Source organism: Enterococcus sp. FR204 (genome assembly GCF_031143325.1).
Classification (GTDB): Bacteria; Bacillota; Bacilli; order Lactobacillales; family Enterococcaceae; genus Enterococcus_B; species Enterococcus_B faecium.
The window spans coordinates 1-14,685 of record NZ_JAKZIW010000013.1 but is presented as its reverse complement, the minus strand read 5'-3'; the positions used below and the strand labels follow the sequence as shown (position 1 = coordinate 14,685).

The window sequence follows — 14,685 nt, the reverse complement described above, 5'->3', positions numbered from 1 at the left end:
CCAAAATGAAAAAAATAGTCGTCTGTATTATACTATTTTTATTAAAAAGAACCAAGGTGGCTTGTCAAACCTCTATTTTTTATGCATACTATGACCATAAGAAGGGAAAGGAAGAGACTATGTTTTATCGATTTATGCGCGGGGTAGTTCGAGTACTATTAGCCTTAGTTAATGGAAATGCCCGCTATGAGAATAAAGAAGTTTTACCGCAAGATGAGAATTACATACTAGTTGCTCCCCATCGTACTTGGTGGGACCCATTATATCTGGCGGTAGCTGCAGCACCCAAGGAATTCAGCTTTATGGCAAAAGAAGAACTGTTCAAAAATCCAGTTCTGCGATTTATATTAACTCGATCCAATGCTTTTCCAGTTAAAAGAGAAAAACCAGGACCAAGCGTCATTAAAACACCTGTAAAGATTTTGAAATCGACAAATTTGAGTTTGATCATGTTTCCCAGTGGGACAAGACATGCTACAGAACTTAAAGGCGGAATGGCATTGATTTCCAGAATGTCTAAAGCGAAAATCGTGCCAGCTGTATATCAAGGTCCGTTGACACTTGGGGATCTGTTCAAGCGTCAGAGAGTGACAGTGCGTTTCGGCGAACCAATCGACTTATCAGATATCAAGAAAACGGATAAAGAAGGTATGGCGGAGATCGAACGACGAACACAAGCAGCTTTTGACAAATTGGACAAAGAAGTGAACCCTGATTTCAAATATGAAGTCAAAAAAAAATAAAATGATAAGTTTATGCGTGGGCGGTCTTTTGAATCTACTGTCCTGTTCAGTTCAGACTTTTTCAATGAAAACGAGGGAGAGACGTCAAGTCTGCCCTCTTTTTGCGTTCCAATATGTAAAATAGAAGACAGGTGTCATGTAATGGATCAAAGTGTTATAATAATTAGAAGGACATTTTTTGAGGTGATTGAATGCGTTTTTTACATACAGCCGATTGGCATATCGGAAAAAAACTACAAGGTTATGACTTGATTGAAGACCAGCGTCATGTACTATCTTCTATACTAGATATCGCGAAAGAAGAAAAAGTAGAGGCAATCGTGATTGCCGGAGACTTATATGATAGGAGTGTCCCAGCTGTTGATGCCGTAGAATTATACAATGAATTGATGGTCGATTGGAATTTAAAGGAAAAGATCCCGATTTTTGCTATATCAGGAAATCACGATAGCAGTACGAGACTTTCAGCGGGTACGCCATGGTTCAGTTATTCGAACTATTTTTTGCGAACACAGCTAGCAGAAGCATTTGAACCAGTCGAGTTTAAAAACGTACAATTTTTCTTTCTTCCTTACTTTGAACCAATTGCAGCGAGATTATATTTTGAAGATGACAATATCCGAACGATCAAGCAAGCGGTAGCCAAGGTGATAGATAAAATGCAGGAGCTATTTGATTCAGAAAAAAAACAAGTATTGATTAGCCATTTTTTTGTAATGGGAAGTGTAAAATCTGATTCGGAAACGAAAATCGAAGTAGGCGGGTTGGATTCAATCCCTGGTGAACTACTTACACCGTTTGATTATGTAGCACTAGGACATTTGCATAATCAAGCTGCTTTGAGACAGGATAATGCTCGCTATAGCGGTTCCCCATTGAAATTCTCTTTATCTGAGATCAACCAAAAAAAAGGCGTATGGATCGTTGACCTGACAACAGGCCTGGAGTTGAATTTTAGGGAGATCGAACCCCTGCATGACATTGAAGAAATAACAGCGAGTTTCAAAGAATTGCTGGATCCTGCCTTTTATCAGTCCGTCAATCGGGAGAATTACATCTATATCTATCTCGCTGATAGAACGATCATCCCGAATATGATGAACCAGCTTCGGCAAATATATCCTCGTATTTTGGGGATTGAACGGGCAAACGGTCGAGCAGAACAAACAAAGCGCAAACGAAAAGTACTAGAAATGAAAGATCCTCAAAAATTAGCAGAAGCATTTTTTAGTGAAATGACGGAAGAGCAGCTAACTGCAAACCAAGAAAAATGGCTCGGAGAAACGTTGCAAGAAATCATGGAAATGGAATGATCAAGAATGAAACCGAAAAAATTACAACTTAAAAATTTTGGTCCTTTTATCAATGAGACCGTAGATTTTTCACGTTTGACAGAAGCACCGCTTTTTTTGATCAGCGGGAAGACAGGAGCTGGCAAAACGACGATTTTTGATGGGATCACCTTCGCACTTTTTGGTGAAACTTCCGGAAGACTTCGCTCTGGAAAAGAGATGCGCTCTTTGTTTGCTACACCAGACGAAGAAACAAGCGTGACTTTTTCTTTTGAACATCAGCAGATGAGCTATGAAATCGAACGAAAACCAGAACAAGTTTTAGCAAAACGAAAAGGAAACGGAACAAAAAAACAGGCAGCCAAAGTAACGTTGACCATTTTTGATGGGAAAGGAAAAGAAATAAAACAAATCACAAAACGTACAGAAGCAGATCAGTTGATCAGAGAACTGATGAATCTCGATGCGAAACAGTTTTCTCAAATCGTTTTACTACCCCAAGGAGAATTCCGTAATTTTTTGGTTTCATCAAGCAGTGATAAAGAGACTGTTTTACGTCATTTATTCGGTACTCAATTTTTCCAACAGTTCAATGAGCGATTAAAAGAAAAAGCAAAACAACAGCAACAAAAATTGGATCATTTAGAGCAAGAGCTGCATCTTCTGCAAAAAAGGTTTGTTTTAGTCAAAGAAGAGGAACCAGCAGCAGGGTTTGAAGCCGTTTTAGCCCAATGGACAAACCATCAGGCAATACTCGAAAAACAAATCACGGAAGAAAAAGAAGCTCTAACGGAACTTCAGGAAAAACAAAAGCAACTAGAAAATTCCTACTATCGTTTTGAAAGCTTGAAAAAAAGTTATGAAGAAAAAACGATATTAATAAACAAGCAAAAGGAATTAGCTGCTCAAAAAGACGAAATAGAGGAAAAGAAACGATGGATTGGGTATTATGAATTTACGCAACGATTAGTCGAACCAATCCAGCGCCTACAAGAAATAAAAGCTGAAAAAATAGAACTGTCACAAAAAAGTAGTGAGCAAACAAAGAAACTAGCGATGACTACGCAGAATTATGAAGAGTGGCAAAAAAATGAAGCAAACCGCGTACGCCGACAAACAAAAATCAAAGAAGCTGCTCAAAAACTGCAAAACAAACAGATGATGGTGCCAATTGTCGAATCCTTACGTAGTAAAAAACAAGACGCAGAACAATTAACAATTTCATTGGATAAAGAAGAATTGAATGCCGAGAAGCTGTATCAAAATCTCGCTATCTATCAGGAAAGAACTCGAATTCTTCAAGAAAATTTACTGGATCAGGAAAAACTGCAAGAAGATCGTCTTGCTTTTGGACAGTTAAAATATCTAGATGAAAAGCAGCAAGAAATAGAAAAACAAAAAGCAAAAGACACTGGGTCGCTCGCACAGATAAGAGAAGAACTCAAAAAAGCAACTGAAGAAATAACAAAAAATAGTCAGCTATTGAAAGAACAGACAGAACAAGCAGAACAGCTGAAAAGCCAATGGGCAAAGCAGCAAATTGCTCGTCTTCAGCTTTTTTTGCGTCCAGGGGAGCCATGTCTTGTTTGTGGATCAACGGAACACCCCATACAACAATTAAAACACGAACAGCCAAATAAGGAAGATATCTTAAAAGTAGAGCAACAACTGGCAGAAGCTGAGTCTGCTATAGAAAGAACTCAGCAAATCATTGCCAAAAGTGAAGCACATGAAAATAATCTTCAACAACAATTATCAGATTTAGAACAAAAAATCATGGCAACGAATATACAATTGGCTGAACAAGAAGAACACTTGCAACAGGCTTTGAAAAAGGCATTTCCTGAGATAACAGAACAAAAAACAAAAACAGCTCTTGTAGTAATCGAACAATCTTTAGATAGACGAAAAAGCAAGATGGCCAATACAAGAATAGAGCTGAAAGAAATAAGACAACAAGCAGAAAAGCTCGAACAACAATTAGCTGTCTACAAACAGCAGCAGACAGAAAAAAATAATCAGCTCCAGCAACTGCAAGGAGAAATCAAAAGTTTAGAACAACAATTGCAAGATACGGATAGTAACTGTTTAGAAGAGGAGATACGACGACTTGAAAAACAGTTAGAAAAAGACTCGAATCAACTAGCTGTTGAGCAGAAAGCAGGAGTGCAATTGTTGCAAGATCTTCATACGCTTCGGACACAGCTTGATCTTCAACATGAACAAATAGAAAAAATAGATGAAAAAATAGAAAAGGAACAAGAAAGAATAGCTAAAAAGTTAGAAAGCCAGTCGTATTTTTCAACAATTGAAGAAATCTGTGCATTTGCACAACAGCAAGTACAATATAAAGAAAACCAACGTACAGTTACTTCTTATCATGAAGAGCAATTAGTGACAGCTGACCGGCTGCGTCAATTAGAAAATATCCAGCTAACTGAGACATTCCCAGATACAGAAGAGATCAGCCAACAGTTAGAAGAGATAAGACGTATGATCGAAATAAAGCAAGAAAAGATATACGGTTTACAAGAACAAAAAATTAGTAATCAGAAAATCTACGATGAATGTCTTTCGATTTATCACACAAGCCAGACGAAATTAGATGAGCTTACGCAATTACAGCAGCTTTCGCAAACATTCAACGGAGAAAATCCTAAGAAGACTAGTTTGGAACGGTATGTGCTTCAGGTTTATCTTCAAGAAGTGTTACAAGTAGCAAATGATCATCTCCAACATTTAACGAAAAATCGTTATCAATTTGAGCTAGCGGATACCATTGGCAGTTATCGAGGGAAAACCGGATTAGAAATCAATATCTATGATGATCAGGCAGGTATGTCTCGAAGTGCGCATACCCTGTCTGGCGGTGAGAGTTTTATTGCAGCACTTTCTTTAGCATTAGCTCTTGCCGATGTGATCCAGACACAAGCTGGTGGTGTAGCAATCGATGCATTGTTTATTGATGAAGGATTTGGGTCATTAGATGAAGAAGCTTTGGAAATGGCAATGGAAGCTTTAGAAACGATCGAAAGTGAAGGAAGAATGATCGGCATCATTAGTCATGTAAGAGAATTGAAAGAACGAGTATTACAACAAATAAGAATTGATACAGAAGGTAGCGGACAAAGCAAAATACGCTATCAACTTGGATAAAAAGGGAGATTGGTAACTATGAAATGGAGTATTCCAGAAAAAGTCATTGCACGTGGACGTCAATACTTGCAAGAAGGCCGAGTGTTATCGGTTGTCCCTGACCAAGAAGAAAACGTGTGGCATGCAGAAGTCTTGGGCAGTGAATTGTATATGGTTGATTTGGATGGTACAGCAAAAGAGATAGATTACTGCCAATGTCCCTATTGGGAGGAACATAAATATTGTAAGCATACAGTTGCTGTGGAACTTTATTTACGGTCGAAAAATCTATCTCGTATCATGAAAAAAGACCAGCCAATGCTAGAACCGGTAAAAGCAACAAGTGAGGGAGAAATCATTGCAAAAGGTTTTTCTCGTCTAAAAACACAAAACAATCCTCAAGCGGTGCAACCTTTGATTATTGAATACCAAGTAGAAACGATTGAGACTAATCAGTATCACCCAGAGCTTTCTATTTTGGCACTTTACTTGCGTATCGGTTCATTGGCATCACCGAAAAAAACATATATCGTAAAAAACATCTATGATTTTTTACAAGCTTACGCAGAAAAAGAAACTTACACTGTTAATAAACAGTACCAGTTTCGTCTAGATAAACGGGCGTTTCAAAAAGAAGATCAAAAAATACTCACGCATCTTGCAGGAAGTGCTCAGACGCATCAATTATTAGGTACGAACGGCTTACAAGTCAAAGGAAAACTAGATAAAAGATATCTGCTTCTCCCAGTAGAACAAGCCCGCTTCCTGTTAGAGCAGATGAATCAGACTACACGTTTGCATCTGCAGATAAATGAACAAAACGATCAAGGAATACAATTTTCCGATCAAAACAAACCTTTATCATTCAAAGTGGAAAAATTTGGAGAAGATTATTTGCTGCAAGCATTGAATGATTTTGATTTTTTCTTTATGCATTATCAGTGGGGAGTTATCCAAGGGACATTTTATTCTCTGACGAAATATCAACAAACGGTTTATCAAACTTGGAAACAATTGATTCGCCGATTGGAGAAACCAGAAGTAGTGTTCAAGAAAAAAGAATTACCGTCTTTGTTTAAAGAGATTATCCCTCTGCTTTCAGAGATCGGCAACGTAGCTATTGCCCCTGCAGTAGAAGAGGAAGTAGCAGATATCCCCGTCGAATTTATTTTCTTTTTCCGAAAAGCAAAAGGAAAAATCCAAGCTCGAGTCGATTTCGTCTATGGCGAAGTCATCTATTCGACTGACCCGAAGCATGAGGTCTCGACAGAACAGGCTTTTCAGGTGTTACGTGACACAGTAGAAGAGAAACGAGTACTTGATCTATTCAGAATGTATCGCTACCAGAAAAATGAAACTGGTTATGAACGTCCATTGCCAAGCGGGGAAGAACTATATGCCTTTTTCCGCACAGAACTATCTGTCTTCCGTCAGTTTGGTGAAGTCAGACTTGGAAGAAAATTGCGAGAGTTGTATTTAGATGCGCATAAACATCAACCGAAAATCGAAGTAACCGAGACCGGTTCATGGCTCGATATTCGATTCGATGTGACAGGGATAGAGGAGCAAGAAATCGATCATGTCCTGCAAAGCTTGCTGAGAAATGATGCTTTTTATACATTAGAAAATGGTCAGGTTCTTTCTTTTGATTCAGAAGAATTTCAACAAACAAGCCAAGTGTTGCAACAATTACGGGAATCGATACGTACAGAAGAAAGAACGATCCATGTACCTAAAAATCAAGGATTGATCATTCAAAATCAATTGGAAAAAAGCAATGCTACTTTTAGTGAATCGTTCCAAACGATGGTACAAGATCTCATTCATCCAGAAAGATACCAGGCGCAGCTTCCCAAAGGATTAAATGCAACGATGAGAGATTATCAAAAGCAAGGTTTTCGATGGTTGAAGATGTTAGGTCATTATCAGTTTGGCGGTATTTTAGCCGATGAAATGGGACTTGGGAAAACACTACAGACAATTGCCTTTTTACTTTCGGAAAAAGAAGAACGGAAAAGCTTCTCTGCTTTGATCGTAGCGCCTGCGAGCTTAATTTACAACTGGCAGGCAGAGGTGAGAAAATTCGCCCCTTCTTTGAGTATCCAAGTAATCAATGGGAATAAAAAAGAACGTGAAGAATTACTGGCTAAAGACACAGATATCCGAGTGACTTCTTATGCCAGCTTAAGACAAGATCTAGCTAATTATCAGTCGCAAAAAATTGATTATTTGATTCTTGATGAGGCACAAATGGTCAAAAATAGCAGTACGAAAACTGCACAAGCATTGAGAGAATTAGCTGTACCTCAGCGGTTTGCACTGAGTGGGACACCAATCGAGAATAATTTAGAAGAATTGTGGTCATTGTTTGCAACGATTATGCCAGGATTTTTCCCGACTAAAACAAAATTCAGGGAACTTGCCGCAGAAGAAATTGCGCAAATGATTCGACCGTTTATTTTACGGCGAGATAAACAAACTGTGTTGAAAGACTTGCCGGAAAAAACAGAGATGAATCTATATTCTGCACTTACAGAAGAACAAAAAACTGTTTATTTAGCTTACTTGCGTCAAATGCGTGAAGAAATCACATCAATGGATTCTGAAGCATTCAAGAAAAACCGGATCGGGATACTTGCTGGTCTGACAAGACTGCGACAAATTTGCTGCGATCCTCGTCTGTTTATTGAAGATTACCAAGGCGGTTCCGGCAAGCTCGAACAAGTAAAAGATCTACTGGTAGCTGCCAAAGAGAACAAACGAAGAGTTTTGCTGTTTTCTCAATTTACAGGGATGCTGACTATCTTGCAAGAAGAGTTAGCCGAGCTAGGGATCTCGACATTTTATTTAAGAGGCAGTACGAAACCACAAGATCGGTTAAGTATGGTAGACGCATTTAATGCTGGCGAAAAAGATGTTTTTCTGATTTCCTTAAAGGCTGGGGGAACTGGATTGAATCTCACGGGAGCAGATACGGTCATCTTGTATGACCTTTGGTGGAATCCTGCCATTGAAGAACAAGCTGCTGGACGTGCACATCGGATCGGACAAAAAAATGTGGTAGAGGTGTGGCGTATGATCTCTGAAGGAACGATTGAGGAACGCATGGATTCACTCCAGCAAGAAAAACGCGAACTGTTCCAAAAAGTGATCCAAGGTAATGAAGAACAGTTGACGAAACTGACTGAAGAAGACATCCGCATGATTTTAAGTGTAGGAGAAATCGAGGAGTAAGAGACTCGAAAAAGCGTTCAGTAATGGGTAAGAAAGTCTTTCTAAAGAAGCGATTGTTTATTTGATTTAAAAAATAGCAAGGAGGCTGGGATTCCATTTTATCCCAGCTTCCTTGCTATCATTTTTTTATTTCTATTTTTAAAGGTTATACAAAGATTGTCTTCATTGTCTCTAACAGCTGATCAAAAGAAGAAATCTCGATATCGCAAATTGGAGTCTGTTCAATTTTGCGTTCTCGATGGTTGAACCAAAGCGCTTGCCAGTTAGCACTTTTTGCACCTAGAACATCATTGTCGTAATTATCGCCAACGTATAAGGTCTCTTCTGGAAGCATATGAAATTCTTTCTCAGCCAGCTGAAAAATCTCTTTTTCTGGTTTTTGGAAACCTGTTGCTTGAGAAATGAGCATATTGCGGGAAGGAATCCAATTGTTCAATTGAAGTTGCTTCAGTTTTTTTGTCTGATGGTCAGTCGGCCCATTTGTGATAATTCCTAATGGGACATTCTTTTCCTTCAAGAAATCGAGGGTTTTTTTGACCTCCTCATGCAAGCAGATATTATCAAGTTCTTCCTCGTAAATTTTTTGAAATAAGAGGCCATCTTCTTCCGTAATATGAGGGTAGTCTAAATCTTTTAGTGATTGGCTGATCCGATGTGCTCGCATATATTCTAGTGTCCAATCTCCTGCCATTACTTTTGGGAAGTTTTCATCACTATGATGGCGGAACCGGATATATAGTGGATGCATATCTGCATCTGAAACAAGCGGAACGACTCTTTTGACCGCGTTTCGAAATGGCTGCTGCTGATCATACATCGTATCATCAACATCAAACACAACTGATTTAATCAAAATTTTACACGCCTTTCGGTTTTCATTGATTTTTTCACAAATCCTTGACTATTGTAACAGAAAAAATTGTCTAAAAAAGCTGATAAATAAAGGTTTTTCTTACTATATTTCTATTTCCTTGACAGAATAAGGTTTTTATATTTCAGTTTTTTTCACTAAAAATCGTGAAACACGTCAATAAGTTTGATGAACAAATTAATCATTATGGTAGAAGTCGATTGATTTATTTTAATGCAATCTCTGTGGAATTTTCGAAAGATTTATTTTTTTAATACAGTCTCAATATAACTATTCAAACATAAAATAACGTTATTTGATTTATTTGTTTATAGTAAATTTTATTTAGTAATAATTGCTTTAAAATACTACGCTTATATAACAGAGAAAATAAGCGTTATAATAAAGAACAGTATTATTTAAAATGACAGAAAACATTACTATTAAAGAAATAAAAAACATAAAAAATCTTAAGAAATCGGTTTCATTTAGCTTTTGAGATAAAATAATAGTACAGTTTTATGCGCTGTTTCATATGTTTAGAAAATTTGAATTAGATTTGAAAACTCTAATTTTTAAATGATAAAAAAAGCGAGAATGCTGGTTTTACTGTATATTAACCTTAGATAACTTTCATTTTTTTAAAAAAATTATGAAAAAAAGGTAGCTATTTAAAAGTTGATTATGTATAATAGAAACAGATGGGAGATTATTATGATCTTCTGTTACAAAAAAGTGATTCTTATCACGAAAAGGAGTGGTGCACGTTGTTAACATTATATACTTCCCCAAGTTGTACTTCCTGCAGAAAGGCTCGTGCGTGGTTGCAAGAACATCAGATTCCATTTGTTGAACGTAATATTTTTTCAGAACCATTGAACAGTTCTGAATTAAAAGCGATTTTACAAATGACAGAAGACGGAACAGAAGAAATCATCTCGACACGTTCCAAAGTATTCCAAAAACTGAACATGGATTTAGATGATCTGCCGTTACAAGAATTATTGGAACTTGTGCAAAACAATCCTGGATTGCTTCGCCGTCCAATCATGATTGATGATAAACGTCTGCAAGTTGGTTTTAATGAAGATGAAATTCGTCGGTTCCTACCGCGCGATGTACGACAATTAGAATTACGTCAAGCACAATTGATGGCTGGATTATAGAAGGATAATACGAAACTTGGAAAAGACTATTACAAAGATAGTTTTTCCAAGTTTTTTTGTTTTTACAAAAAGTATTCTTGATTAGATGTATAAAAAGGTAGTAGAAGATGATGATTGCACGAAAAATAGAGAGGAAAAATTAGCTGAAAAGTCGGCTATATAGTATTCGTCTGCCAAAAATGTTATAGTTAAATAAGATAGCTTGAAAGGTTGAAAAATCCGCTGGTTTTATTAAATTCACTTAACAGCGAGATTTTTTTTCTTTACATTTAAGCTGATTTCGCTACAATGAATCTATATTAAACATTGTGGCAAAGTGAGGTGTAGCAAAATGGAAATGAAACATATTAATGAAAATACGATCCGTGTACTAATTGGTCATGAAGATTTAGAGGAACGGGGCGTTTCATTTTTGGATTTACTTGGCAATCACAAAGAAATCGAAAATTTCTTTTATAGTATTTTGGAAGAAGTTGATATCGAAGAGGAGTTCCGAGGAAGCGAAGCTGTCACTTTCCAAGTTTTGCCAAAAGGAGACGGATTAGAACTGTTTATCAGTAAAAATCTTCCGGATGAAGAAATTTCTCAATCAGAAGATTCTACTGTTGATTCAGAAGATGTGAGTGACTTTCTTCGTCAGCAGATTATTGGTAGCGATCCGGAGGAAGAATTATCTGGAAGCGCCCTAGAAGAACAGGAAAGACAAGCAACTTTTGCTTTTGAAGATTTTGAACAAGTGATCCAACTTGCAACAGATGTCGAACTAGAGTCTGCTTGGACTGATTTGTATTTATTCGAAGAGCGCTATTACCTAGTCGTTCACTTCTGGATGGAAAATCTCAACCAAGCGGATGTAGAGAATCAGATTGCTCGAATTTTGGAGTTTGCTGAAAAGAGCGATCGTACACCAGAAACATTGAATGAATATGGAAAATGTCTGATGGCGCGTAATGCTATCGAGCGAACGAAATTTTATTTTGTATAAATCAGCATTATAGTAAGAGACTGTGACAAAAATTGTGTCGCAGTCTTTTTTTCGTATAAATAGTGTTCAAAAGCTTGCATCTGCGGTAACAAGCCCAACCAAACGAAAAATAGTGGGAACTATTTTTGTTTAGCTGTTCTTATTACTTGATGCAGAATAGCTTTTTCACGCCCTCTTTTTTCGTGTAAATAAATTCTTAGACGTAAATAAGTTCAGAGGGAGAAAAATGCTGCTTGCAATGAATGAATATAATAAGTGCTGTTTTGCTAAACATGCAGAAAAAGGAAAGAAATATTATTGTCGTGGCTGTCGAAAAAGAGTGATTTTGAAAAAGGGAAAGAAAAAATGTGCTCATTTTGCCCATCAAAAATCAGATAACTGTTCGGTCTTTAGTGAAAGAGAATCAAAAGAGCACTTACAGTTAAAGGAATGCTTCATGGATTGGCTGGGACAGTCAGTAGAACCAGTATTTTTGGAAGCCTATTTGCCGAGGTTGCGGCAAAGGCCTGATATTTTGTTGGCGAATCTAGCAATAGAAATCCAATGTTCTAGACTGTCTCACCAGAGATTTATTGAAAGAACCCAAAATTATTTGAATAACAGTTACCAAGTATGGTGGATACTTGGTAATTCTTTTCTTGGACAATCGCAATTCTCATTGATAGAAAAAAGTTGCTGCTACTATAATAGAAAAAGAAGAGTGCATTGCTGGAAAGCTGATCTCAAGAAACAAAAGCTTTATTTGTATCATCATATTACAGAGACTGTATCAGGGCATATTTCCTTTTGCAGTAGCTGCTGGACTTTTTCTAGTAGGGACCTTAAAGAAATATTCACTAGTAACGAAATTAAAATGAACCAAATGAAAAAAATAGAAAAAGTGAGTGAAGATGGGAAGAAATGGCTGACACGCCAACTTATTCACAAGCAAAAGAATACAGTATCCATAAAAGAACAATGCTACTTGCGTCATAAACATCTTTTGCATCTATCATCGTGGATCTATCAAAAAAGTCGGTTTTTCTTTTATTTACAAGAACAGGTTTTTCTTTATCGAATGTTGTACGAAGAAGCCTTGGAAAACCAGAAAGTTCCTGATTTCAACTCATGGCTTTGCCAAATAAAAGAACATAAAAGGGAATGGCTTTTTCCTATGATTGATGAAGAGATGGTCTATCAGCAGTTTTTTAACGAATGCATACATTTGTCTTCTTTGAAAAAATAGTAAGTATAAAAATAGGCTAGGAATCGGTTTTCTATGTAAAACAAGATTTAGTTATGCTAAAATTGATGGAAGCAGACACATGAATGAGTAGAAAAGTTAGATGCTGTGACATGTGGATGTTAGACTATGATCTATTTTGATAGATAGAGCTAAGGGAAGAAAAGGAGTGGATTTCATGGAAGTAAAGCAGTTGCCAAAACGAGAAGAATTGCCTGGAAATTTAACTTGGGACTTGACCAAGATCTTTTCAAGCGACCAAGAGTTTGATGAGAAATATTTGGAATTATCAGAAGAGTTAAAACAATCTGAAAAACACAAAGGAACACTTGATCAAGGCGCTTCTCAATTTTTAAATGCGATTGAATTCGTATTGAGGGTTTATCGCCAAACTGAAGTCATTTATGTATATGCGCACCTTAAAAACGATCAAGACACTGGAAATACAGATTACCAAGCGCTTTATGCAAGAGCAAGCAGTCTGTTTTCGAAAGTTAGTGAAGCCGTTTCCTGGTTTGAACCAGAAATATTGCAATTGTCAGATGACCAGATTTGGCAATATTTCAAAGAAGAACCAAAATTGGAAGTCTATCGCCATTATATCCAGCAAATAGTAGATAATCGAGCCCATGTCTTATCTGCTGAGCAGGAATCTCTTCTTGCTGGAGCAGGTGAAATCTTTGATGCTTCAAGTGATACATTTGCTGTTTTGAATAATGCAGATCTAGTTTTTCCAACGATTGAAGGAGAAAATGGTGAAATAGTCCAATTATCTCATGGCGTGTATGGTCAGTTGCTAGAAAGCACGGATCGAAGGGTACGCGAAGCAGCATTTAAGGGATTGTACAGTGTTTACGAACAATTTAGAAATACATTTGCTTCTACTTTAGGCACACATATAAAAGGACATAATTTTAAAGCGAAAGTCCGTAATTACAGCTCTGCCAGAGAAGCGTCTTTGAGCAATAATCATATTCCTGAAAGTGTATACGATACTTTGGTAGACGTGGTAAACAAGCATTTGCCTTTGTTACATCGATACATGGAATTACGGAAACGTTTATTAGAAGTGGAAAAACTGCACATGTATGATCTTTATACACCGGTCTTAGGGGAAGCTCCAATTACCTTTACGTACGAAGAAGCAAAAGAAAAAGCTTTAGAAGCACTGAAACCAATGGGTGAAGAATACATGGCCATCGTAGAAAAAGCATTCTCTGAACGTTGGATCGATGTTGTCGAAAATAAAGGGAAACGAAGCGGTGCTTATTCTTCGGGAAGCTATGACACAAATCCATATATTTTATTGAATTGGCATGATACGCTGGATCAGCTATTTACGCTTGTCCACGAAATGGGACATAGTGTTCATAGTTATTTCACTCGTTCGAACCAGCCTTATGTGTACGGCGACTACTCCATCTTTTTAGCAGAAATTGCTTCGACAACGAATGAAAATATCCTAACGGAGTATTTATTGGAAACAGAAAAAGACCCTCGTGTACGGGCTTATGTACTCAACCATTACTTGGATGGGTTTAAAGGAACAGTTTTCCGCCAGACACAATTCGCTGAATTCGAGCATTTCATGCATACGGAAGATGAAAAAGGTGTGCCATTGACTAGTGAATACCTAAGTGATAGTTATGGTAAATTGAATACAAAATATTATGGTCCAGCAGTCGAAGAAGACCCAGAAATTAAATTCGAATGGTCACGGATACCGCATTTTTATTATAATTACTATGTTTTCCAATACTCGACTGGCTTTTCTGCTGCTTCAGCACTGGCGAAGAAAATACTAAACCAGGAACCAGAGGCACTAGAGAACTACTTGGCTTACCTAAAAGCAGGTAACAGCGATTATCCTGTGGAAGTAATGAAAAAAGCAGGAGTTGATATGACACAGGCTGCATATATCGAAGATGCAATGTCGATGTTTGAACAACGTCTAAATGAATTAGAAGAATTGATCGATCGTTTATAAGGCTTTCTATTTTTGATTTTCTCGAATAGAAACGAAAAAAATACGTCGGCTCTCTTGTAAGGGAGTCGACG

General features: G+C 37.2%; 9 protein-coding genes. 8 read left to right on the top strand and 1 reads right to left on the bottom strand.

Going from position 1 to position 14,685, the window contains the following annotated elements:
- Positions 1 to 119: 119 nt before the first annotated feature.
- The 4 genes from RG571_RS05040 to RG571_RS05025 all read left to right on the top strand — a co-directional run bounded on the left by RG571_RS05040 (position 120) and on the right by RG571_RS05025 (position 8,404).
- Entirely contained in the window at positions 120 to 743 is a 624-nt protein-coding gene (locus RG571_RS05040) for a 1-acyl-sn-glycerol-3-phosphate acyltransferase (RefSeq protein WP_002318535.1), read from the top strand.
- 191 nt (positions 744 to 934) lie between these two features.
- Positions 935 to 2,056: an exonuclease SbcCD subunit D gene (locus RG571_RS05035; RefSeq protein ID WP_131774252.1), complete on the top strand. Its 1,122-nt coding sequence runs from the start codon at positions 935 to 937 to the stop codon at positions 2,054 to 2,056.
- 6 nt (positions 2,057 to 2,062) lie between these two features.
- On the top strand, positions 2,063 to 5,191 hold the full coding sequence (locus RG571_RS05030) for an AAA family ATPase (RefSeq protein ID WP_131774253.1): 3,129 nt from the start codon (positions 2,063 to 2,065) through the stop codon (positions 5,189 to 5,191).
- A gap of 18 nt (positions 5,192 to 5,209) precedes the next feature.
- The gene (locus RG571_RS05025) at positions 5,210 to 8,404 is read left to right on the top strand and encodes a DEAD/DEAH box helicase (RefSeq protein WP_002318538.1); all 3,195 of its coding nucleotides are present in this window, start codon (positions 5,210 to 5,212) and stop codon (positions 8,402 to 8,404) included.
- A gap of 145 nt (positions 8,405 to 8,549) precedes the next feature.
- Here the strand turns inward: RG571_RS05025 and RG571_RS05020 are convergent, their stop codons facing one another.
- Positions 8,550 to 9,257, bottom strand: a complete 708-nt coding sequence (locus RG571_RS05020; RefSeq protein WP_002294563.1) for an HAD family hydrolase — start codon at positions 9,255 to 9,257, stop codon at positions 8,550 to 8,552.
- 764 nt (positions 9,258 to 10,021) lie between these two features.
- Between RG571_RS05020 and spxA the strand changes: the two genes are divergently transcribed.
- From spxA to pepF, 4 genes are all read left to right on the top strand, one after another.
- Entirely contained in the window at positions 10,022 to 10,420 is a 399-nt protein-coding gene (gene spxA / locus RG571_RS05015) for a transcriptional regulator SpxA (protein ID WP_002296384.1), read from the top strand.
- A gap of 331 nt (positions 10,421 to 10,751) precedes the next feature.
- Positions 10,752 to 11,405, top strand: coding sequence for an adaptor protein MecA (locus RG571_RS05010; protein WP_308947780.1), 654 nt, complete (start codon positions 10,752 to 10,754; stop codon positions 11,403 to 11,405).
- A 226-nt stretch (positions 11,406 to 11,631) separates the two neighbouring features.
- The gene (locus RG571_RS05005) at positions 11,632 to 12,630 is read left to right on the top strand and encodes a competence protein CoiA (protein WP_258430675.1); all 999 of its coding nucleotides are present in this window, start codon (positions 11,632 to 11,634) and stop codon (positions 12,628 to 12,630) included.
- A gap of 175 nt (positions 12,631 to 12,805) precedes the next feature.
- On the top strand, positions 12,806 to 14,614 hold the full coding sequence (pepF, locus tag RG571_RS05000) for an oligoendopeptidase F (protein ID WP_002327288.1): 1,809 nt from the start codon (positions 12,806 to 12,808) through the stop codon (positions 14,612 to 14,614).
- Positions 14,615 to 14,685 lie beyond the last annotated feature (71 nt).

Excerpts from the sequence above, each read along its gene's own strand:
- RG571_RS05005 (WP_258430675.1), top strand. The coding sequence starts at position 11,632 with ATGCTGCTTGCAATGAATGAATATAATAAGTGCTGTTTTGCTAAACAT.
- RG571_RS05010 (WP_308947780.1), top strand. The coding sequence starts at position 10,752 with ATGGAAATGAAACATATTAATGAAAATACGATCCGTGTACTAATTGGT.
- RG571_RS05025 (WP_002318538.1), top strand. The coding sequence starts at position 5,210 with ATGAAATGGAGTATTCCAGAAAAAGTCATTGCACGTGGACGTCAATAC.
- RG571_RS05040 (WP_002318535.1), top strand. The coding sequence starts at position 120 with ATGTTTTATCGATTTATGCGCGGGGTAGTTCGAGTACTATTAGCCTTA.
- RG571_RS05030 (WP_131774253.1), top strand. The coding sequence starts at position 2,063 with ATGAAACCGAAAAAATTACAACTTAAAAATTTTGGTCCTTTTATCAAT.
- pepF (WP_002327288.1), top strand. The coding sequence starts at position 12,806 with ATGGAAGTAAAGCAGTTGCCAAAACGAGAAGAATTGCCTGGAAATTTA.
- RG571_RS05035 (WP_131774252.1), top strand. The coding sequence starts at position 935 with ATGCGTTTTTTACATACAGCCGATTGGCATATCGGAAAAAAACTACAA.